Origin of the sequence: Mycobacterium sp. 1081908.1, from assembly GCF_001673535.1 — a bacterium.
Lineage (GTDB): Bacteria > Actinomycetota > Actinomycetes > Mycobacteriales > Mycobacteriaceae > Mycobacterium.
This window is the reverse complement of sequence record NZ_LZLY01000142.1, coordinates 1-20,569: the sequence shown is the minus strand read 5'-3', so window position 1 is coordinate 20,569 and position 20,569 is coordinate 1. Positions and strand designations below refer to the sequence as shown.

Genomic DNA, 20,569 nt, shown 5'->3' with positions numbered 1-20,569 from the left:
CTCGCGGATGCACAGGGGGACCCATGCGCCTTGAAGCGGCTGTGACAGTGCTCACCTGGCTGGTGCTGCTGAGCGCCTGCGACATCCGACGGCGCCGGTTGCCCAACCTGCTGACGCTGCCCGGGGCCGGCGTCATTCTGCTGGCCGCCGCAGTAACCGGCCGCGGGCTGCCCGCGCTGGCCGGCGCGGCGGCGCTGACCGCGGCGTACCTGCTGGTCCACCTCGCCGAGCCGGCGGCGATGGGGGCCGGCGACGTGAAGCTGGCGACCGGGCTGGGCGGCCTGGCCGGCTGGTTCGGGCCCGACGTGTGGTTCCTCGCGGCGCTGACGGCGCCGCTGCTCACGGCGCTGGCCGGCGCGGTCGCGTGGTGTCGCGGCGCGCGGACCGTGCCGCACGGCCCGTCGATGTGCCTGGCCACCGCGGGCGCGGCGGGGTTGGCCTTGCTCGGTTGAGCCCATGGGAGAATGGCCGGGTGTTGCGCTGGATCACCGCCGGAGAATCCCATGGCCGCGCGCTGGTGGCCGTGGTGGAAGGCATGGTCGCCGGCGTCGGCGTCACCTCCACCGAAATCGCCGATCAGCTGGCCCGCCGCCGCCTGGGCTACGGCCGCGGCGCGCGGATGAAGTTCGAGCGCGACGCGGTGACCATCCTGTCCGGGATCCGCCACGGCGTCACCCTGGGTGGGCCGATCGCCATCGAGATCGGCAACACCGAGTGGCCCAAGTGGGAAACCGTGATGGCCACCGACCCGGTGGACCCGGCCGAGCTGACCAACAGCGCCCGCAACGAACCGCTGACCCGGCCTCGGCCCGGCCACGCCGACTACGCGGGCATGCTCAAGTACGGCTTCGACGACGCCCGGCCGGTGCTGGAGCGGGCCAGCGCCCGCGAGACCGCCGCCCGGGTGGCCGCCGGAACGGTGGCCCGCTCGTTCCTGCGCCAGGCGCTCGGCGTCGAGGTGCTCTCGCACGTCATCGCGATCGGCCCGTCAAAGCCCTACGACGGCCCGCCGCCACGCCCTGAGGACCTGCCCGCGATCGACGACAGCCCGGTCCGCGCCTTCGACAAGGCGGCCGAGGAAGCGATGATCGCCGAGATCGAGGCGGCCAAGAAGGACGGCGACACCCTCGGCGGCGTGGTCGAGGTCGTGGCGCTGGGCCTGCCGGTCGGGCTGGGCTCGTTCACCAGCGGCGACAACCGGCTGGACAGCCAGCTCGCCGCCGCCGTGATGGGCATCCAGGCGATCAAGGGCGTCGAGATCGGCGACGGCTTCGAGACCGCGCGGCGCCGCGGCAGCCGCGCCCACGACGAGATGTACCCCGGGCCCGACGGCGTCGTCCGCTCGACCAACCGCGCCGGCGGGCTGGAGGGCGGCATGACCAACGGCCAGCCGCTGCGGGTGCGCGCCGCGATGAAGCCCATTTCCACCGTCCCGCGGGCCCTGGCCACCGTCGACATGGCGACCGGCGACGAGGCCGTCGCGATCCATCAGCGCTCCGACGTGTGCGCGGTGCCGGCCGCGGGCGTCGTGGTCGAGACCATGGTGGCGCTGGTGCTGGCCCGCGCGGCGCTGGAGAAGTTCGGCGGCGACTCGCTGACCGAGACCCGCCGCAACGTCGAGTCCTACCAGCGCGCGGTCGCCGATCGGGAATCGCCCGCCGCGCGCGGTACCGCGTGATGGCGCCCAAGGCGGTGCTCGTGGGGCTGCCGGGCTCCGGCAAGTCCACCATCGGGCGGCGGCTGGCCAAGGCGCTCGGGGTCGGCCTGCTCGACACCGACGCGGCGATCGAGCAGCAGACTGGCCGCAGCATCGCCGAGATCTTCGCCACCGACGGGGAACAGGAGTTCCGCCGCATCGAGGAACAGGTGGTGCGCGCGGCGCTGGCCGACCACGACGGCGTCCTCTCGCTCGGCGGCGGCGCGGTCACCAGCCCGGGCGTGTGCGAGGCGCTCGCCGGGCACACGGTCATCTATCTGGAGATCGGCGCCCGCGAAGGGGTGCGGCGCACCGGCGGAACCGCCGTGCGGCCGCTGCTGGCCGGGCCGGACCGCGCCGAGAAATACCGCGACCTGATGGCCAAGCGGGTCCCGCTGTACCGGCGCGTCGCCACCATCCGGGTCGACACCAACCGCCGCAATCCCGGGGCGGTGGTCCGCAACATCCTGAGCCGGTTGGAGACGACCAGCGGGGCCGCCACATGACCGCCACCCCGGTCACCGTGTACGTGGCCGTCGACGAACCGTATCCGGTGGTGATCGGCACCGGCCTGCTCGGCGAGCTGGAGGGTGTGCTGTCCGGCCGGCACCGCGTCGCCGTCCTGCATCAGCCGGTGCTGGGCGACATGGCCGAGGAGATCCGAAGCCGCTTGGCCGCCAAGGGGATTGACGCGCACCGCATCGAGATCCCGGACGCCGAGGCGGGCAAGGACCTGCCGGTCGTGGGATTCATCTGGGAGGTGTTGGGCCGCATCGGGATCGGCCGCAAGGACGCGCTGGTCAGCCTCGGCGGCGGCGCGGCCACCGACGTCGCCGGGTTCGCGGCGGCCACCTGGCTGCGCGGCGTCGACATCGTGCACGTCCCCACCACGCTGCTGGGCATGGTCGACGCGGCCGTGGGCGGCAAGACCGGCATCAACACCGACGCCGGCAAGAACTTGGTCGGCGCGTTCCATCAGCCGCTGGCCGTCCTGGTGGACCTGGAGACGCTGAAGACGTTGCCGCGCAACGAACTCGTCGCCGGGATGGCCGAGGTGGTTAAGGCGGGGTTCATCGCCGACCCGGTGATCCTGGACCTCATCGAGGCCGACCCGCAGGCCGCGCTGGACCCCGCGGGCGACGTGCTGCCGGAGCTGATCCGCCGCGCCGTCGCCGTGAAGGCGGAGGTCGTCGCCGCCGACGAGAAGGAATCGGAGCTGCGCGAAATCCTCAACTACGGCCACACTTTGGCGCACGCCATCGAGCGCCGGGAACGCTACCGGTGGCGCCACGGCGCCGCGGTGTCGGTGGGCCTGCCGTTCGCCGCGGAGCTGGCCCGGCTCGCCGGCCGCCTCGACGACGACACCGCGGCGCGCCACCGCAGCATCCTGACCTCGCTCGGCCTGCCGGTCACCTACGACGCCGACGCGTTGCCCCAGTTGCTGGAATACATGGCCGGGGACAAGAAAACCCGCGCCGGCGTGCTTCGGTTCGTGGTCCTCGACGGGCTCGGGAAGCCGGGCCGGCTGACGGGGCCGGACCCGTCGCTGCTGGCGGCGGCCTACTCCGGGTTGGGAGCCTCATGACGGTCAACGTGATCAACGGCCCGAACCTGGGCCGGCTGGGCCGCCGTGAGCCCGACGTGTACGGGGACACCACCCACGACCAGCTGGCGGCGCTGATCGAGCGCGAGGCCGCCGCCCTGGGGCTCAAAGTGGTTGTGCGGCAAAGCGACAACGAAGCGCAGCTGCTGGACTGGATCCACCTGGCGGCCGATGCCGGCGAACCGGTGATCCTCAACGCCGGCGGCCTGACCCACACGTCGGTGGCGCTGCGGGACGCGTGCGCCGAGCTGAGCGCGCCGCTGATCGAGGTGCACATCTCCAACGTGCATGCCCGCGAGGAGTTTCGGCGCCACTCCTACATCAGCCCGGTCGCGACCGGCGTGATCGTCGGGCTGGGCATCCAGGGCTACCTGCTCGCCCTGCGGTATCTGGCGGAGGCCCGTTAGCCCTTTTCCGACTCCGAGCCCGGCTTGGAGTGCCTGGCGTCGGTGTCGGTGCGGATGACCTCCGTCTTGGCGTCGTCGTGGCCCGTCGGGATGACTTCGGTGGGCGCGTCGCGCTCGGCGGTCGCGACCGACCCGGTGCGCTCCTCGGCCTGGACCCCGGGCGCCGTCTGCGCCGGGATCTCGCCGGTCGGCGCCTCGTCGCCGCGAACGGCCGAGAAGACGTCGGTGTCGGCCCGTTCGTCGCCTTCCCCGTGCGGGCGGGGCGGCGGGTTGCGGTCGATGCGCCACCGGCCCACGGCTACCCCGATGATCCCCGGCAGGAAGACGAGCAGCGCGGTGAACGCGGCGAACGTCGTCACCTCGTTGATCAGGCCCCCGGTGTACAGGCCCGAGTACACCAGCGCGATGAGCCAGGCGACGGCGCCGCTGAGGATGCCGGCCAATAGGCCGGCCAGCAGCCACGTCATCGCCAGGTCCTGGCGGCGGTCCGGATCCGGCTGCGCCGTGGCGTCCGCCCGACCGTCGAGCACCCCCCACACGATGACGCCGATCACGAACAGCAGCAGCAGCACGACGCTGATCAGCCCGGCCTGTGTTTGCCACGCGTTGATCAATGCACCTTGTATCAAACGGACGACGACCATCGCGGCGGCGAACACCAATCCGCGCAGGATCCAGTTCCTCATGAAGGGAAAGCCTAGCGAGTACCGTCAAGGGTCGTGACACATTCCCAGCGCCGAGACAACCTGAAAGCGCAGATCGGGGCCAGCGGGCTGGACGCGATGCTGGTCACGGACCTGGTCAACGTGCGGTATCTGTCCGGGTTTTCCGGATCGAACGGCGCGTTGCTGGTGTTTGCCGACGACCGCGACCCCGTGCTGGCCACCGACGGCCGCTACCGGACCCAGGCCGCCGCGCAGGCGCCCGACCTCGAGGTCGCCATCGAGCGGGCCGTCGGGCGCTACCTGGCGGGCCGGGCCGCCGACGCCGCGGTCGGCAAGCTCGGCTTCGAGAGCAACGTGGTGACCGTCGACGGCTTCGACGCGCTGACCGGCGAGATCGAGGAGCACAAGGCGTCCACCGAGTTGGTGCGGGCCGCCGGGACCGTCGAGGCGCTGCGCGAGGTCAAGGACGCCGGGGAGGTCGCGCTGCTGCGCCTGGCCTGCGAGGCGGCCGATGCCGCGCTGACCGATCTGGTGGCGCGCGGCGGCCTGCGGCCCGGCCGGACCGAACGCGAGGTGAGCCGCGAGCTGGAATCGCTGATGCTCGACCACGGCGCGGACGCGATCTCGTTCGAGACGATCGTGGCCGCCGGGCCGAATTCGGCGATCCCGCACCACCGCCCGACCGATGCCGTGCTGGCCGACGGCGACTTCGTCAAGATCGACTTCGGCGCGCTGGTCGCCGGCTACCACTCCGACATGACCCGCACCTTCGTGCTGGGCAAGGCCGCCGACTGGCAGCTGGAGATCTACCAGCTGGTCGCCGAGGCGCAGCGGGCCGGCCGGGAGGCCCTGAAGCCCGGGGCCGACCTGCGCGAGGTGGACGGCGCCGCGCGCCGGCTGATCGCCGACGCCGGCTACGGCGAGCAGTTCGGCCACGGCCTGGGGCACGGCGTGGGCCTGCAGATCCACGAAGCGCCGGGCATCGGGGCCACCTCCGCCGGCACGCTGCTGGCGGGGTCGGTCGTCACCGTGGAGCCCGGCGTCTACCTGCCCGGCAGGGGCGGCGTCCGGATCGAGGACACCCTGGTGGTGCCAGACGGCACGTCGCACACCGCCGGGCAGACCCCCGAACTGCTGACCCGGTTCCCGAAGGACCTCGCGGTCCTGACCTAGCTGTTGCCGGTGGCGCCGTGCGCGCCGAACAACAGTCCGCCCGTGCCGCCGGGGCCGCCCTTGCCGTTGACCCGGGCGCCGACCGCGCCGTTCCCGCCGTTGCCCCCATGGCCGACGAGCTGGGCGTTGCCGCCGCCGCCGCCGTCGCCGCCGACTACGCTGCCGGTCCCGCCGTCGCCGCCGCCGCCCCCATTGCCGAACAGGGCGGCCGTGCCCCCGTTGCCGCCGTGCCCGCCACCCGACGCGTGCCCACCGGTGCCGCCGAATCCGCCGTTGCCGAACAACGCGCCTGCGGCGCCACCCGCGCCGCCCGTGCCGCCGAGACCGCCGGCCAGTGTCGAGCCGCTGCCGCCAGCGCCGCCACCGCCGCCGTTGCCGGACACGAAGCCGCCGTGCCCACCGGCGCCGCCGGCACCGCCGTCGGCCAAGGCACTTTGGCCGCCGTGCCCGCCGGCGCCGCCGGCACCGTAGATCAAGCCACCGTTGCCGCCGGCGCCGCCGGCACCGCCGTCGCCCTGGGCGCCGTCGCCCCCGGCGCCCCCAAGGCCGCCATTACCGAACAGGCCCGCCGACCCGCCCAGGCCGCCGACGCTGCCGGTCCCTTGTGAGCCACCGGCGGCGCCGCCGTTGCCGCCGGCGCCCCAGATGAGGCCGCCGGCCCCGCCGTTGCCGCCGTTCGCGGGCCCGGGACCGACGGCGCTGCCGCCGTTGCCACCGCGACCGAACAGCCCCGCGGGCCCGCCGGCGCCGCCGGCCGCGTTGGCGGCGGTGCTGTCGCCCCCGTTACCGCCGTTGCCCCACAGGATCCCGCCCGCCTGGCCGGGCGTGCCCACGCCCTGCGCGTTGGTGATCCCGTTGGCGCCGTTGCCGATCAGCGGGCGTCCCAGCAGCGTCTCGGTGGGCGCGTTGATGGCCCCGAGCACTTCCTGCTCGAGGGTCTGCAGCGGGTTGGCGTTGGCGGCCTCGGCGCCGGCGTACTGCGCCACACCGGCGTTCAGGAGGCTGACGAACTGCTGGTGGAACCGCGCCGCCTCGGAGCTGAGCGCCTGATAGGCCTGGCCGTGCGCTTCGAACAGCGAAGCGATGGCCGCCGACACCTCGTCGCCGGCGGCTGCCAGCACGTTCGACGTCGGGCCGGAAGCCGCCGCGTGGGCGGAATCCAGTGCCGAGCCGATATTCGCCAAGTCCGAAGCCGCCGACGACATGAATTCCGGCGCCGCGATGACAAGCGACATCCCGTTCCACCTACCTCCCCGACGCGCCAAACACGTTGGCGGACTTGGTCACATCGTGCGCTGCTGTGACCCGATGCCGGTGACGCTAGCGGTGGTGCGGGCCGGCATTCAATCAGGGATTCCCCTACCATTTTCCGGGCGATCGGTACTAGGGACCGCCGTTGCCGCCCGGCGGGCAGCCGGCGCCGCGGCGTACTGCTGGGCGTGGCCGCGGGTAAGCTGCACCGGGTGGCCGCTCTGCTCGCAGCATCGCGGGTACAGGCCCACGCCGGCGATCTGCGACAAGATTGACGAGATTGTCGGCGGCGACTCGCTCAATCGTCTAGGAGATACACCGACCGTGGCAACGACTGCCGACTTCAAGAACGGACTGGTGCTGGAGATCGACGGCCAGCTGTGGCAGATCATCGAGTTCCAGCACGTCAAACCCGGCAAGGGGCCGGCCTTCGTGCGTACCAAGCTGAAGAACGTGCTGTCCGGCAAGGTGGTCGACAAGACGTACAACGCCGGCGTGAAGGTGGAGACCGCCACCGTCGACCGCCGCGACACCACCTACCTGTACCGCGACGGCTCGGACTTCGTGTTCATGGACAGCCAGGACTACGAGCAGCACCACCTGCCGGAGTCCCTGGTCGGCGACGCCGCCCGGTTCCTGCTCGAGAGCCTGCCCGTGCAGGTGGCGTTCCACAACGGGGCGCCGCTGTACCTGGAGCTGCCGGTGTCCGTCGAACTGGAGGTCACCCACACCGAGCCCGGCCTGCAGGGCGACCGGTCCAGCGCCGGCACCAAGCCGGCCACCGTCGAGACCGGCGCGGAGATCCAGGTGCCCCTGTTCATCAACACCGGGGACAAGCTGAAGGTGGACACCCGCGACGGCAGCTACCTGGGCCGCGTCAACGCGTGAGCCGGCCGCATGGCTGTTAGGGGACGCCATCACGCGCGCAAGCGCGCCGTCGACCTGCTGTTCGAGGCCGAGGCCCGGGGGCTGACCCCGGCGGAGGTGGTCGACGTCCGGACCGCGCTGGCCGACGGAAACCCGGACGTGTCGCCGCTGTACCCCTACACGGCCACCGCGGCCCGGGGGGTCGGTGAACACCTCGCCCACATCGACGACCTGATCAGCTCGCACCTGCAGGGCTGGACGCTGGACCGGCTGCCCGCGGTGGACCGGGCCATCCTGCGCGTCGCGGTGTGGGAGTTGCTCTACGCCGACGACGTCCCCGAACCCGTCGCCGTCGACGAGGCCGTGCAGCTGGCCAAGGAGCTGTCCACCGACGAGTCGCCGGGCTTCGTCAACGGGGTGCTCGGCCAGGTCATGCTGGTGACCCCGCAGATCCGCGCGGCCGCCAAGGCGGTCCGGAAGGAACCATGACGCGGTTGGAGCTGCGCGTCGCCGTCGCCGCGTTCCTGGCCGCGACGGTGGTGCTGGGCGCCGTGGTGTGCGCCGCCTACGGGTGGACCGTCGTCGCCTCCGCGCTGGCGATCTATGCGCTGGGCGTGGGCGCCTGGCTCTACCACTCGATCGAACGCCTGCTGGTGGCGCGCCGCATCAGCACCGTGCGCTCGGCGGCCCGGCCGCTGCAGCCGCTGCTGCCGGTGATGGCGGCCATCATGGGCCTGACGCAGGCCGTGGTGCGGTCGCTGACCGATGTCACCGAGCTGCCGGCGCGCAGCCGGGAACTTCCGGTGCTGCGGTGGATGGATTCCCGGGCAAACCGGCGGATCGTAGATAGCGACGACGAACTGGACGGCTGACCCGGGAGCGGCTCGTGATCACATTGGACCGCTTGGTGAACGTGCTGGGGGGTTACGGGGTCCGGCTGCGGCGGTCGTCGGTGCCCCGGTCCACCGAACTGCGCAGCGTGGTGGTCCACGAATCGACCGCCGAGCGTCCCCCGGTCGGCGACGTGTTGCTGGCGATCGGTGCCGGCTCCCTTGCCGAAGCGCTCCGGTGGGCGGCGTCGGCCCGCGCGGTCGTGCTGCTGGCGCGCGACGACGACGAGCCCAGCCCGTCGGACGACGGTGTCCAGCCCGGGGCGGTGATGGTGCTCGACCGGTCGGTGTCGTGGAGCGAGGTCGCCGCGGTGGTCTACGGGCTGGTGCTGGAGGGCCGCGAGACCGAATCCGGCCGCGGCCCAACGGATATGTTCGCGCTGGCCGACAGCCTGGCCGAGTCGACCGGCGGCGCCGTGACCATCGAGGACCGGCTGTTGCGGGTGCTGGCGTATTCGCGGCCGCAGCAGCAGGCCGACCCGGCGCGGGTCGAGACCATCATGGGACGTCAGACACCCGAGCGGCTGCGCGCGCTGCTCGAGGCGCGCGGCGTGCTCGCCCACCTGGCCGCGTCCGACGACCCGTTGTACGTCGGCGCGGACCCCGAACACGGCCTGAGCGGGCGCATGGTGGTCGCGGTGCGTTCCGGGCGGGAGCTGCTTGGCTCGGTATGGGTGGCCTGCCCGGCCCCGCTGGACGGCGCCGAGCGGGCCGCGTTGACCGACGGCGCCCACACGGTGGCCCTGCACCTGCTGCGCTCCCGGGCCAGCGCCGACCTGGAGCGCCAGGTCGAATCCGAGCTGGTGATCCAGTTGTTGGAGGGCACCATCGAAGCCGCGACGCTGGCCAGCCGGCTGGGCCTGCCGCGCGGGCCGCTGCGGGTGATCGCGCTGCAGGCGGTCATCGACGGCGAGCGCGACGCCGCGCTGCTGCTGGCGTTCGAGCGGGCCACCGCCGGGTTCGGCTGGGCACGGCCCGGTCGCAGCGCGCTGGCCGGAAACACCGTCTACACCGTCCTTCCCGGCGAGGGGGCGGACGCCGCGCGGCGCTGGGTGAGCGATCTCACCGCGGCCATGCCCGAAGCCGCGGGGGTCGCGGCCGGCATCAGCGGGCCGGCCGGCGTGGCGGACCTGGTCGCCGCGCGCCGCGAAGCCGACGAGTGTCTGGCGCTGCACGAGTCGTCGCCGGCGGGTGGGGCGCCGCCGGCGTACGACGAGGCGTGGGACGAGATCCTGCTGCAGCGGCTGCGCACCGCGGCGCGGGCCGGTCGGTTGCCTGACCGCGGACCGGTCGCCGAACTGCGTCGCCACGACCGGGCGAACTCGACGGACTACGTCGCCACCCTGCGGGCCTGGCTGGAGGCCCAGGGGGACCCGGTGCGGGCGGGCGAGCGGTTGGGGGTGCACGAGAACACCGTGCGATACCGGCTGCGCAAGATGGCCGAGATAACCAACCTGTCGCTGGACGACGCCAGCAAGCGGCTGGCGATGACGATCGAGTTGGCCGCCACCGACACGGACTGACGCCCCGCGCACTGTCGGAACGCGACAATGCGCGGCGGCCGTGTTGTCCGGCTGGGGCAAGCCCGCGGCCGGAATCGGCGCCACCCTGGAGTTGCAACCAATTCCCGAGGTGACCGATCAGATGACAACCCCGTGCCCCGACGAGATGGAATCGCTCCGGGTCCCCGCGCGCATGCCGCCGCTGTTCGTTCGGCTGTTCGGCCGCAATCCGTTGGTGCGCACCACCGACCGCGTCGAAGCGCTGCTTCTGGTGTTCGCGTTCGTGGTGTCGATCGTCGCCCTGCCCGTCGCCGCGGCCGTCGGGACCGCGGTCCACGACTCCCGCAGCCGCGTCTACGCCGCGCAGGCGCAGACCCACCAGAAGGTCACCGCGACCGTCACCGGGGACAGCGACGCCGACCGCAAGCTCTCCAGCGCGAGGGTCGCCGCGCCGGCGCGGTGGGTCGTCTCGGGGACCGAACGCACCGGCCTGGTCGTCGTCGAGCGGAAAGCCAAACCCGGTGACCGCGTGGACATTTGGGTGGACGAGCAAGGCACGCCGGTCAACAAGCCGGTGTTTTCCGCAGTGGACGAGGCGGTGGCGACCGGAACGGCCATCTGGTTCGGCGTCGTCATCGGGGCGGCGACGCTGTTCGGGCTGGCGCGCGTCTTCATCGACCGCAAGCGCCACGCCGGCTGGCAGCGCGACTTCGACCGCATGGTCGCGGGCCGCGCCGCCGAATAACCGACTTCCAAGGCCTGCCCCCCGCGGGCGCCGAGTCGTCAGGGGCGGTTGCCGCGCCGCGGCCCGTCCCTGACGACACTCCCACGAGATGAAAGAGATCGACGAAAATGCGTGACACACAAGGGATTTTGCTGACCCGCCACGAACACGGCCGCCTGCTGGGCGAGCTCACGGCGCTGCGCTCTCGGCGCAGCATCGAAGTGCCGGACGACTTCATGGATTACGACGCCAACCGGATCGCGCGCTATTCGGCGCGCCGGGCGCGCATCCGCGAGATCGAGGATCTGCTGGCGCGCGCGATCGTGGCGGAGAACACCGCGGCGAACACCGCCGAGCCCGGCACGATCGTCACCATCCGGTACGAGGACACCGGCGAGACCGAGACCTTTCGGCTGGGCCGGTACGGCGCCAAAGACGCCGGCATCAGGGTGTACTCGACGCTGTCGCCGCTGGGCCGCGCGATCGCCGGGGCGCGCCCCGGGGAACGGCGCGTCACTCGATTCCCGACGGCGCCGACCTGGTCGTGACGGTCATCAGCGCGGTGCCCGACGCCGCCGTGGTCGCATGATCCTCGAGCTGATCGACCCCGTGGCCGTGCTGTTTCTCTTGATGGCGGCGGTCGGGCTCCTGGTGGCCCTGGCCTACGGCAAATCGGACCGCCGATAATCATCGCGCACGGGGCGGGGCCGGGCCACAATGGCCAGATGGATCGAAACAGCGCCCGCCCGCGGCGACTTCGCGTGTCCGCGCTCGCGGCGGTCGCCAACCCGTCGTACACGCGCGTCGACACGTGGAACCTGCTCGACGACGCGTGCCGTCACCTGCGCGACGTCGACCTCGCCGGGCTGGACAAAACCCACGACATCGCCCGGGTGAAGCGCCTGATGGACCGCATCGCCGCCTACGAGCGGTACTGGCTGTACCCCGGCGCGGCCAACCTCGCGACCTTCCGCGCCCACCTCGAGGACCTGTCGACGGTGCGCCTCAGCGAGGAGGTGTCGCTGGCCGTGCGCCTGTTGTCGGAGTACGGCGACCGCGCCGGGCTCTTCGACACCACCGCGTCGCTGGCCGAGCAGGAGCTGGTCGCCCAGGCCAAACAGCAGCAGTTCTACACCGTGCTGCTCGCCGACGACGCCCCGTCGACGGCGCCCGACAGCCTGGCCGAGTGCCTGCGGGCGCTGCGCACCCCGTCCGACGACGTGCAGTACGCGCTGCTGGTGGTGAGCAGCATCGAGGACGCCATCACCGCGGTCGCGCTGAACGGCGAGATCCAGGCCGCGATTATCCGCCACGACCTGCCGCTGCGGTCCCACGACCGGGTGCCGCTGATGAACACGCTGCTGGGCGCCGCCTGCGAGGACGCGCTGACGACGGAAACCCAGGACTGGGTCGAGTGCGCCGAATGGATGCGGGAGCTACGGCCGCACATCGACCTGTACCTGCTCACCGACGAGTCGATCGCCGCGGAGACCGAGGACGAACCCGACGTCTACGACCGAACGTTCTACCGGCTCAACGACGTCACCGACCTGAACAGCACCGTGCTCGCGGGCCTGCGAAACCGTTTCGCCACACCGTTTTTCGACGCCCTGTGCGCCTATGCGGGGGCGCCGGTGGGCCAGTTCCACGCGCTTCCCGTCGCGCGGGGCGCCAGCATCTTCAACTCGAAGTCCCTGCAGGACATGGGCGAGTTCTACGGCCGCAACATCTTCATGGCCGAGACCTCGAGCACCTCCGGGGGCCTGGACTCGCTGCTGGACCCGCACGGCAACATCAAGAAGGCGATGGACAAGGCCGCCCTGACCTGGAACGCCAACCACACCTACTTCGTAACCAACGGGACGTCCACCGCCAACAAGATCGTCGTGCAGGCCCTGACGCGCCCGGGCGACATCGTGCTGATCGACCGCAACTGCCACAAGTCGCACCACTACGGGCTGGTGCTCGCCGGGGCCTACCCGCTGTACCTGGACGCCTACCCGCTGCCCGAATACGCGATCTACGGGGCCGTGTCGCTGCACACGATCAAGAAGGCGCTGCTGGACCTGGAGGCGGCCGGCCAGCTGCACCGGGTCCGCATGCTGTTGCTCACCAACTGCACCTTCGACGGCGTCGTCTACAACCCGCGCCGGGTGATGGAGGAGGTGCTGGCGATCAAGCCGGACATCTGCTTCCTGTGGGACGAGGCGTGGTACGCGTTCGCGACGGCGGTGCCGTGGGCGCGCCAGCGGACCGCGATGGTGTCCGCCGAACGCCTCGAGCAGATGCTCGCGTCGCCGGAATACGCTGCGGAGTACCGGGATTGGGCCGCATCGATGGAAGGCGTGGACCGTTCGCAGTGGGTGGATTGCCGGCTGCTTCCCGACCCCGCCAAGGCGCGGGTCCGGGTCTACGCCACGCACTCCACGCACAAGTCGCTGTCGGCGTTTCGGCAGGCGTCGATGGTGCACGTCCGCGACCAGGACTTCAAGGCGCTGACCCGCGACGCGTTCGTCGAGGCGTTTTTGACCCACACCTCGACGTCGCCGAACCAGCAGCTGCTGGCGTCGCTGGACCTGGCGCGCCGGCAGGTCGACATCGAGGGCTTCGAGTTGGTCCGCAACGTCTACAACATGGCGCTGGTGTTTCGGCACCGCGTCCGCAAGGACCGGCTGATCGGCAAGTGGTTCCGCATCCTCGACGAGTCCGACCTGGTGCCCGACGAGTTCCGCGCGTCGTGCGTCAGCTCCTACCGCGAGGTTCGCCAGGGCGCCCTGGCCGAGTGGAACGAGGCGTGGCGGTCGGATCAGTTCGTGCTGGACGCGACGCGGGTCACCCTGTTCATCGGCAAGACCGGCATGAACGGCTACGACTTCCGCGAGAAGATCCTGATGGAGCGGTTCGGGATTCAGATCAACAAAACGTCCATCAACAGCGTCTTGCTGATCTTCACCATCGGGGTCACCTGGTCGAGCGTGCACTACCTGCTCGACGTGCTGCGGCGCATCGCCACCGACTTCGAGCGCAGCCAGAGCATCGGCGGCAAGGACGACCGCGCCCTGCAGCAGCGCCGGGTCGAGGAAATCACCGAGGACCTGCCGCACCTGCCGGATTTCAGCGAATTCGACATGGCGTTCCGCCCGGTCGACGCCTGCATGTTCGGCGACATGCGGTCGGCCTTCTACGCCGGCTACGAGGAGTCGGACCGCGAGCACGTGCTGATCGGCATGGCGGGCCGGCGGCTCGCGGAGGGCCGGACCCTGGTGTCCACCACGTTCGTGGTGCCCTACCCGCCCGGCTTCCCGGTGCTGGTCCCGGGTCAGGTGGTGTCCAAGGAGATCGTCTATTTCCTGGCCCAGCTCGACGTCAAGGAGATCCACGGCTACAACCCCGACCTGGGGCTGTCGGTCTTCACCGACGCCGCGCTGGCGCGGATGGAGGCCCAGCGCAACGCGGCGACGGCCGCGGTCGGTTCGGCGTACCCGGTCTTCGAGCTGCCCGCCGATGCTTCCGCGCGCAACGGCGACAGCGTCGCGCAGCCGGTGACCGGGGGCGGCTGAGCGGCGCTATCCGGCCACGGCCGGCCGGTCCGACAGGCCCTGCCGGATTCCCCGGGCGATCGCGTCCTGCCGGGCCGGGCTGCCGGCGGGAGCCGCCCGTTGGCAGCTGCAGCTGAGGGTGCCGAACACGCTGGGGTCGGCCCCCGCGGGGGCCGATCCGACGACACCGGCGCCCACGCAAATGGCAAGGCCGACCAGCATTTTGCTGGTCAATTTCGTCAACTTTCCCATGACAATTCCAGCGTAGGCGCGCGACCCTGGGAATCCGCTGGGAAGCCCTGCGATCAGGTGGTTTCCGCCGCCGCGCGGTCGTCCGGCTGGCCGGGATGCCGCCCCGGACGCTGCGGCAGGATGATGACCAGCGCGACGACGATCGCGGCGATGACCGCCGACGCCAGGGGGCGGCTCAGGGCGAGACCGCCGTCGGCGACGGGCTTGTCGATGAAGTCGCCGACGGTCGCGCCCAGCGGCCTGGTCAGGATGAAGGCGACCCAGAACAGGGCGACGCGCGACACGCCGGTCCAGTAGTACAGCGCCACGACCACGAGCAGGGCCGCGCCGAACACCAGCGCGCCGCGTTCGTAGCCGAAGCCGCGGGTGTCGGCGAGCCAGTCGCCGAGCGCGGTGCCCAGCGTCTGCGAGAACGTGATGGTCGCCCAGTAGAACGCCTCGACTTTGGGTGTCGCGACGGTGTTGACGGACACCGTGCCCTGCGACCAGCGCCAGAGCCCCAGGGTCGCCAGCAGGAGACTCAACAGCAGCAGCGACCCGCCGGTGTAGCCGATCCCCAGCTGTCGGTCGGCGAAATCGGCCAGCGTCGTGCCGAACGTCGTCGAGGCCACGATGGTGGCCCAGTACAGGCTGGCGTGGAATTGCTTGGCGAAGATCTGCGCGGCCACCAGCGCGACGAGCGCGACGCCGAACAGGGTGACGCCGGCGGCGTACCCCCAATTCAGCGTCATCGTGACGGTGTCGCCACCCGTCTCGCCCAGCGTCGTCGCCAGGATCTTGATCACCCAAAAGCCCAGGGTGACCGCCGGCACCTTCGTCAAAGCCTGTTTGGCAACGTCATCAGTCACGTAGTGATCCTCCCACGGATCGAGATGGCTATGCATAGCCTATGAATTTCGCCGCGACTCAACATGGTTCATGCCGCACGTACCGGCGCGTTCGGCGTCGACATTAGATAACAGTTATGAATAACCTTAATTTTCAATAAGTTTCGGCCAGCGTGATATCCGAAGCCCGCCAAACGCTGTGGCAACATTGTTGAATGGGTGCGCGGTGGTCGATCATGGCCGTCTCGTTGGGGGTAACGGCAACTTCGTTTCTTTTCATCAACGGTGTGGCGTTTCTGATTCCCTCGTTCGAGGTGCGCCGCGGCATGTCGCTGACCGTGGCCGTCCTGCTGTCGTCGATGCCCAGTTGGGGCATGGTGGTCACGCTGGTGTTCTGGGGCTACGTGCTGGACCGGGTCGGCGAGCGCATCGTGCTCACGGCGGGCTCGGTGCTCACGGCGGCCGCGGCCTACGCCGCCGCGTCGGCCCATTCGGTGCTGATGATCGGTGTCTTCCTGTTCATCGGCGGAATGGCCGCGGCGAGCTGCAACACCGCCGGCGGCCGGCTGGTGTCCGCCTGGTTCCCGCCGCGGCAACGCGGCCTGGCGATGGGCATCCGCCAAACCGCGCAGCCGTTGGGAATCGCCTTGGGGGCGCTGGTCATCCCCGAACTGTCCGAAAGCGGCCCGCACCGGGGACTGATGTTCCTCGCGGTGATGTGCACGGTCGCGGCGGTGGCCAGCGTGATCGGAATCGCCGACCCGCCAAGGAAATCCCGCAAGGCGGCGGCCGTGGAGGAACTGGCCAGCCCCTATCGCGGCTCGTTGGTGCTGTGGCGGATCCACGCGGTGGCCGGCCTGCTGATGATCCCGCAGACGGTGACCGTGACGTTCATGCTCGTGTGGCTGATGGATCGCCATGGTTGGCCGGTGGCGGCCGCCGGCGCCCTGGTCACCCTCACCCAGGTGCTGGGCGCGGTGGGCCGAATCGCGGTGGGCCGCTGGTCCGATCACGTCGGCTCGCGCATGCGCCCGGTCCGCACCATCGCCATCGCCGCCGCCCTGGCCCTGTTCGTGCTCGCCCTCACCGACGGCACGGGTTCGGGATACGACGTGTTGCTGATGGTCGTCGTCTCGGTGCTCGCCGTGCTCGACAACGGGTTGGAGGCCACCGCGATCACGGAGTTCGCCGGGCCGTTCTGGAGCGGGCGCGCGCTCGGCCTGCAGAACACCACGCAGCGGCTGGCGGCCGCGGCCGGGCCGCCGCTGTTCGGCGCGCTCATCATGGCGGCCCAATACCCGGCGGCCTGGGCGCTGTGCGGGTTGTTCCCGCTGGCGGCGGCGCCGTTGGTGCCCCTCGCGGAAGTCGAAACGCCGCCCCCCGAGAGCAATCGGGAACTGGTCGGCGCGTCGCGACCGTAGCTTTTGCTCACCGGGATCGCAAAGACGTCGCCGTTCCCCGGGTGGCGCAATGGGGCGGCGGGCGCGGCTTTTGGCTGGTCGTCGCCGAATCGGGCCCGGCGCAATGCCCCGCGCCGGTCCCGGGGGCCGCGCTTCACCGCCCCGGACGGTCCGCCGAGCCGCGTTAGCGTGACGACGTGGCGCAACCAGTACCGATTCGCGGTCCGCGGGCCGACCGGGCCCGCCGGGTGGCCGACGTGTTGCGTCAGCAGATCCACGCCGGCGCCTACCCCGACGCGCTGCCGGCCGAACACGAGCTGGCGGCCGAATTCGCCGTGTCGCGCAACACCGTTCGCGAGGCGCTCACGGTCTTGAAGAACGAGGGGCTGATCGACCGCGGGCCCAAGATCGGCACGCACGTCGCCCAGCGCAAGTATTCGCACGGGCTGGACAGGCTGCTGGGGCTCAAGGAAACGTTCAAACACCTCGGCGAGGTGCGCAACGAGGTGCGCGCCGCCATGCCGGTGACCGCCCCTCCCGCGGTGGCGCGACGCCTGGGGCTGGAGCCGGGCGAGCAGGCGGTGTTCGTCGAGCGGTTGCGTTACCTCGGCGACCTGCCGCTGAGCCTGGACCTGACGTATCTCGCCCCGGACATCGGGACGCGGATCCTGGACCACCCGCTGGAGACCAACGACATCTTCGCGCTCATCGAGCAGGTGAGCGGGCAGCGGCTGGGCTCGCGGGCGCTGGCGCTGGAGGCCATCCCCGCCGACGCGCACTCGGCGGCCGCGCTGCAGGTGCCCGACGGGGCGGCGCTGCTCATGCTGGAGCGGCTCACCAGCCTCGACGACGGCAGACCCGTCGACTTGGAGTACATCCGGATGCGTGGCGATCGAATCACCATGCGCGGCAGCCTGATTAGGAGCAAGCCATGACTCTTGTGAACCACCGCGCCGATGTGCCGGTCACGATCGACGAGTCGCTGTGCATCGACGGCTGCACCCTGTGCGTCGAGGTCTGCCCGCTGGACGCGCTGGCCATCGACCCGGACACCGGCAAGGCCTTCATGCATGTCGACGAGTGCTGGTATTGCGGCCCCTGCGCGGCCCGATGCCCCACCGGCGCCGTCACCGTCAACATGCCATATCTACTCCGGTGATGAAACGCCAAGCCGCGCGGCTGATCTCGATCGCGGCCGTCGTCGTCGCCGTCGTCTCCGGGTGCTCGCTGGAGTCCCTGTCGCAGTCCTCCGGAGTGGTCAACGTCGTGGTGGGCTACCAGTCCAAGACGATCAACACCGTCACCGCCGGCACGCTGCTGCGGGCGCAGGGCTACCTGGAGCGCCGGCTCGCCGACATCACCACCCGCACCGGGACCAGATACGCGGTGCGCTGGCAGGACTACGACACCGGCGCGCCGATCACCGCGCAGATGCTCGCCGAGAAGATCGACATCGGCTCCATGGGCGACTACCCGATGTTGATCAACGGCTCGAAGACGCAGAGCAACCCGCTGGCCCGCACGGAGATGGTGTCCGTCACCGGCTACAACCCGCGGGGCGCGCTGAACATGGTTGTGGTGGCGCCGGATTCGCCGGCGACCGCGCTGGCCGACCTCGCCGGCGCCAAGGTGTCCGCCAGCGTCGGCTCGGCGGGCCACGGCACGCTGGTGCGCGCCCTGGCCAAGGCCGGCGTCGGCGGTGTGGAGGTGCTCAACCAGCAGCCGCAGATCGGCGCGTCGGCGCTGGAATCCGGCCAGGTGCAGGCGCTTTCGCAGTTCGTCGCGTGGCCGGGGCTGCTGGTCTACCAGGGCAAGGCCAAGCTGCTCTATGACGGCGCCGAGCTGAACCTGCCCACCCTGCACGGCGTGGTGGTGCGGCGCTCGTACGCGTCGGCCCACCCGGAGGTGCTGGCGGCGTTCCTGCAGGCGCAGCTGGACGCGACCGAATTCCTCAACTCCAAGCCGCTGGAGGCCGCGCGCATCGTCGCCCAGGGGAGCGGCCTGCCGCAGGAGGTGGTGTACCTGTACAACGGCCCCGGCGGCACCTCGTTCGACGCCACGCTGAAGCCGTCGCTGGTCGACGCGCTGAAAAGCGATGTGCCGTACCTGAAGTCGATCGGCGACTTCGCCGACCTCGACGTGCCGAAGTTCGTCGTGGACGGGCCGGCGCGCGCCGTGTTCGCCGCCCGCGGGCTCGACTACGACGCGGCGCGGGCGCGGGCCGCCAACCCGTCGGTGCTCACCGGCGACCCCGCGCTGGCGAGCGAGCTGTGGCTGGACGGCTCCGAGACGACCCAAACCGTCGCCAATCCCACCGGCCTGCTGCAGGCGATCAGGGACGCCGCCGCCCGCGGCGCCAAGGTCCGCGCCGCCTACGTCCCCGACGCCGAGCTGGGCACCCGCTGGTTCGCCGACAAGGCGACCTGGGTGCGGGACGGACAGACCTACCTGCCCTTCGGCACCGTCGCCGGGGCCCGTCGCTACACCGTTTCACATCCCGGCAGCGTCGCCGTGAATTACCAACAAGCACTGGGAGGTTCGGTATGACCGCCGAATTGAGCGAACGGCTCGCGGGGACGGTTCCCGTACCCGCCGTCACCGTTGTGCGACCGTCCTCGTCCCCGTGGCGGCCGTGGCTCGTGCGGGTGGCGTCGGTGGCCGCCGCCATCGGGCTGTGGCAGGCGCTGACCGCGGGCAGGGTGCGGTTGTTGCTGCGGTTCGACACCCTGCCGACCGTCACCCAGATCGTGACCGCGCTGCACCGCCGGCTGGGCGCCTACGAGTACTGGCTCGACCTGGCGCAGTCACTGCTGCGGATCCTCACGGGTTTCGGGCTGGCCGCCGTGGTCGGGGTCGCGACCGGCGTTCTGCTGGGCCGCTCCCGGCTGTTCGCCGACGTCTTCGGCCCGCTGACGGAGCTGGCCCGGCCCATCCCGGCCATCGCGCTGGTCCCGGTGGCGATCCTGCTGTTCCCGACCGACGAGGCGGGCATCGTGTTCATCACCTTCCTCGCGGCCTACTTCCCGATCATGGTCAGCACCCGGCACGCGGTGCGGGCGCTGCCCACGCTGTGGGAGGACTCGGTGCGCACGCTCGGCGGTGGCCGGTGGGAGGTGCTGAGCCAGGTCGTGCTGCCGGGCATCCTGCCCGGCGTGTTCGGCGGCCTGTCGGTGGGCATGGGGGTGGCGTGGATCTGCGTGATCTCCGCGGAGATGATCTCGGGCCGGCTCGGGGTCGGCTACCGCACCTGGCAGGACTACACGGTGCTGGCCTACCCGAAGGTGTTCGTCGGCATCATCACCATCGGCGTGCTGGGGTTCGCGACGGCCGCCGCCGTCGAGCTGGTGGGCCGCCGGGTGACGCGGTGGCTGCCGCGCGCGCAGGAGGGTCTGCGATGACGGGCCTGCGGCTCGAGCTGGATCGAGTCCGGTTGTCCTACACCGGTTCTCCGGTCATCGACGGGCTCAGCCTGGCCGTGCGCCCGGGGGAGATCCTGGTGCTCACCGGCCCGTCGGGCTGCGGCAAGTCGACGGTGCTGCGGGCGCTGGCCGGCCTGCTGGCGCCCGACGACGGCCGGGTGCTGGCCGACGGCGCACCGGTCACCACGACCTCGGGCGACCGCGGCATGGTCTTTCAGGACAACGCGCTGCTGCCGTGGCGCACCGTGAGGTCCAACATCGAGCTGGCGCTGCGGCTGCGCGGCGAGCCCCGCGCCACCCGGCGCGCGGCGGCCGAGCGGTGGATCGACGAGCTCGGGCTCACCGGCTTCGGAA

23 protein-coding genes are annotated in these 20,569 nt (G+C 71.3%); 19 read left to right on the top strand and 4 right to left on the bottom strand.

Annotated elements, in window-relative coordinates; genetic code table 11:
• The first annotated feature begins 23 nt into the window (after positions 1-23).
• From A5655_RS23305 to aroQ, 5 genes are read left to right on the top strand one after another with little or no spacing between them, the layout of a single operon-like run.
• Positions 24-452, top strand: a complete 429-nt coding sequence (locus A5655_RS23305; protein WP_067014215.1) for an A24 family peptidase — start codon at positions 24-26, stop codon at positions 450-452.
• A 20-nt stretch (positions 453-472) separates the two neighbouring features.
• Positions 473-1,678 (top strand): chorismate synthase, encoded by a 1,206-nt coding sequence (gene aroC / locus A5655_RS23300; RefSeq protein WP_067014213.1) that lies wholly within the window; start codon positions 473-475, stop codon positions 1,676-1,678.
• Positions 1,678-2,202 carry a shikimate kinase gene (locus A5655_RS23295; protein WP_067014211.1) on the top strand — a complete coding sequence of 175 codons (525 nt, stop codon included), beginning with the start codon at positions 1,678-1,680 and terminating at the stop codon, positions 2,200-2,202. Before aroC ends, A5655_RS23295 begins: the two co-directional genes overlap by 1 nt.
• The gene (gene aroB, locus A5655_RS23290) at positions 2,199-3,281 is read left to right on the top strand and encodes a 3-dehydroquinate synthase (protein ID WP_067014209.1); all 1,083 of its coding nucleotides are present in this window, start codon (positions 2,199-2,201) and stop codon (positions 3,279-3,281) included. Before A5655_RS23295 ends, aroB begins: the two co-directional genes overlap by 4 nt.
• The gene (gene aroQ, locus A5655_RS23285; RefSeq protein WP_067014207.1) at positions 3,278-3,706 is read left to right on the top strand and encodes a type II 3-dehydroquinate dehydratase; all 429 of its coding nucleotides are present in this window, start codon (positions 3,278-3,280) and stop codon (positions 3,704-3,706) included. Before aroB ends, aroQ begins: the two co-directional genes overlap by 4 nt.
• Here aroQ and A5655_RS23280 read toward each other — a convergent pair.
• Entirely contained in the window at positions 3,703-4,392 is a 690-nt protein-coding gene (locus A5655_RS23280; protein WP_067014205.1) for a B-4DMT family transporter, read from the bottom strand. The two genes, aroQ and A5655_RS23280, sit on opposite strands and share 4 nt — an antisense overlap.
• Positions 4,393-4,425: 33 nt before the next feature.
• Here A5655_RS23280 and A5655_RS23275 point away from each other — a divergent pair, with 33 nt between their 5' ends.
• The gene (locus A5655_RS23275) at positions 4,426-5,544 is read left to right on the top strand and encodes a Xaa-Pro peptidase family protein (protein ID WP_067014203.1); all 1,119 of its coding nucleotides are present in this window, start codon (positions 4,426-4,428) and stop codon (positions 5,542-5,544) included.
• Here the strand turns inward: A5655_RS23275 and A5655_RS23270 are convergent.
• Entirely contained in the window at positions 5,541-6,779 is a 1,239-nt protein-coding gene (locus tag A5655_RS23270; protein ID WP_067014202.1) for a PE family protein, read from the bottom strand. The genes A5655_RS23275 and A5655_RS23270 overlap by 4 nt on opposite strands.
• 340 nt (positions 6,780-7,119) lie before the next feature.
• On the opposite strand from A5655_RS23270, the gene efp reads away from it, so the two are divergent.
• The 7 genes from efp to A5655_RS23235 all read left to right on the top strand — a co-directional run bounded on the left by efp (position 7,120) and on the right by A5655_RS23235 (position 14,338).
• A complete protein-coding gene (efp, locus tag A5655_RS23265) occupies positions 7,120-7,683 on the top strand; it encodes an elongation factor P (RefSeq protein ID WP_067014200.1) in 564 nt (187 codons plus the stop codon).
• Between the two features lie 9 nt (positions 7,684-7,692).
• On the top strand, positions 7,693-8,151 hold the full coding sequence (gene nusB / locus A5655_RS23260) for a transcription antitermination factor NusB (protein ID WP_067014198.1): 459 nt from the start codon (positions 7,693-7,695) through the stop codon (positions 8,149-8,151).
• Entirely contained in the window at positions 8,148-8,534 is a 387-nt protein-coding gene (locus tag A5655_RS23255; protein ID WP_067014196.1) for an antitermination protein NusB, read from the top strand. The genes nusB and A5655_RS23255 overlap by 4 nt, the downstream gene beginning before the upstream one ends.
• Before the next feature lie 14 nt (positions 8,535-8,548).
• Positions 8,549-10,075 carry a CdaR family transcriptional regulator gene (locus tag A5655_RS23250; RefSeq protein ID WP_067014194.1) on the top strand — a complete coding sequence of 509 codons (1,527 nt, stop codon included), beginning with the start codon at positions 8,549-8,551 and terminating at the stop codon, positions 10,073-10,075.
• 40 nt (positions 10,076-10,115) lie between these two features.
• Positions 10,116-10,799, top strand: a complete 684-nt coding sequence (locus tag A5655_RS23245) for a hypothetical protein (protein ID WP_231999255.1) — start codon at positions 10,116-10,118, stop codon at positions 10,797-10,799.
• A 107-nt stretch (positions 10,800-10,906) separates the two neighbouring features.
• The gene (locus tag A5655_RS23240; RefSeq protein ID WP_067014192.1) at positions 10,907-11,326 is read left to right on the top strand and encodes a GreA/GreB family elongation factor; all 420 of its coding nucleotides are present in this window, start codon (positions 10,907-10,909) and stop codon (positions 11,324-11,326) included.
• A 177-nt stretch (positions 11,327-11,503) separates the two neighbouring features.
• Positions 11,504-14,338, top strand: coding sequence for an aminotransferase class I/II-fold pyridoxal phosphate-dependent enzyme (locus A5655_RS23235; RefSeq protein ID WP_067014190.1), 2,835 nt, complete (start codon positions 11,504-11,506; stop codon positions 14,336-14,338).
• Positions 14,339-14,344: 6 nt separating this feature from the next.
• Here the strand turns inward: A5655_RS23235 and A5655_RS23230 are convergent, their stop codons facing one another.
• Both A5655_RS23230 and A5655_RS23225 read right to left on the bottom strand, forming a co-directional pair.
• Positions 14,345-14,551: a hypothetical protein gene (locus A5655_RS23230; RefSeq protein ID WP_231999254.1), complete on the bottom strand. Its 207-nt coding sequence runs from the start codon at positions 14,549-14,551 to the stop codon at positions 14,345-14,347.
• 71 nt (positions 14,552-14,622) lie between these two features.
• Positions 14,623-15,417, bottom strand: a complete 795-nt coding sequence (locus tag A5655_RS23225) for a hypothetical protein (protein ID WP_197508782.1) — start codon at positions 15,415-15,417, stop codon at positions 14,623-14,625.
• Between the two features lie 194 nt (positions 15,418-15,611).
• Here A5655_RS23225 and A5655_RS23220 point away from each other — a divergent pair, with 194 nt between their 5' ends.
• The 6 genes from A5655_RS23220 to A5655_RS23195 all read left to right on the top strand — a co-directional run.
• Positions 15,612-16,817 (top strand): MFS transporter, encoded by a 1,206-nt coding sequence (locus tag A5655_RS23220; protein ID WP_156765008.1) that lies wholly within the window; start codon positions 15,612-15,614, stop codon positions 16,815-16,817.
• A gap of 176 nt (positions 16,818-16,993) precedes the next feature.
• Positions 16,994-17,731: a GntR family transcriptional regulator gene (locus A5655_RS23215; RefSeq protein ID WP_067014184.1), complete on the top strand. Its 738-nt coding sequence runs from the start codon at positions 16,994-16,996 to the stop codon at positions 17,729-17,731.
• A complete protein-coding gene (locus A5655_RS23210) occupies positions 17,728-17,955 on the top strand; it encodes a ferredoxin family protein (protein ID WP_067014183.1) in 228 nt (75 codons plus the stop codon). Before A5655_RS23215 ends, A5655_RS23210 begins: the two co-directional genes overlap by 4 nt.
• Positions 17,955-19,343, top strand: coding sequence for an ABC transporter substrate-binding protein (locus A5655_RS23205; RefSeq protein ID WP_067014181.1), 1,389 nt, complete (start codon positions 17,955-17,957; stop codon positions 19,341-19,343). Before A5655_RS23210 ends, A5655_RS23205 begins: the two co-directional genes overlap by 1 nt.
• Positions 19,340-20,194, top strand: a complete 855-nt coding sequence (locus A5655_RS23200) for an ABC transporter permease (RefSeq protein WP_067014179.1) — start codon at positions 19,340-19,342, stop codon at positions 20,192-20,194. Before A5655_RS23205 ends, A5655_RS23200 begins: the two co-directional genes overlap by 4 nt.
• On the top strand, positions 20,191-20,569 hold a 379-nt coding region (locus A5655_RS23195; RefSeq protein ID WP_156764780.1), incomplete at its 3' end, for an ATP-binding cassette domain-containing protein. The genes A5655_RS23200 and A5655_RS23195, both read left to right, overlap by 4 nt.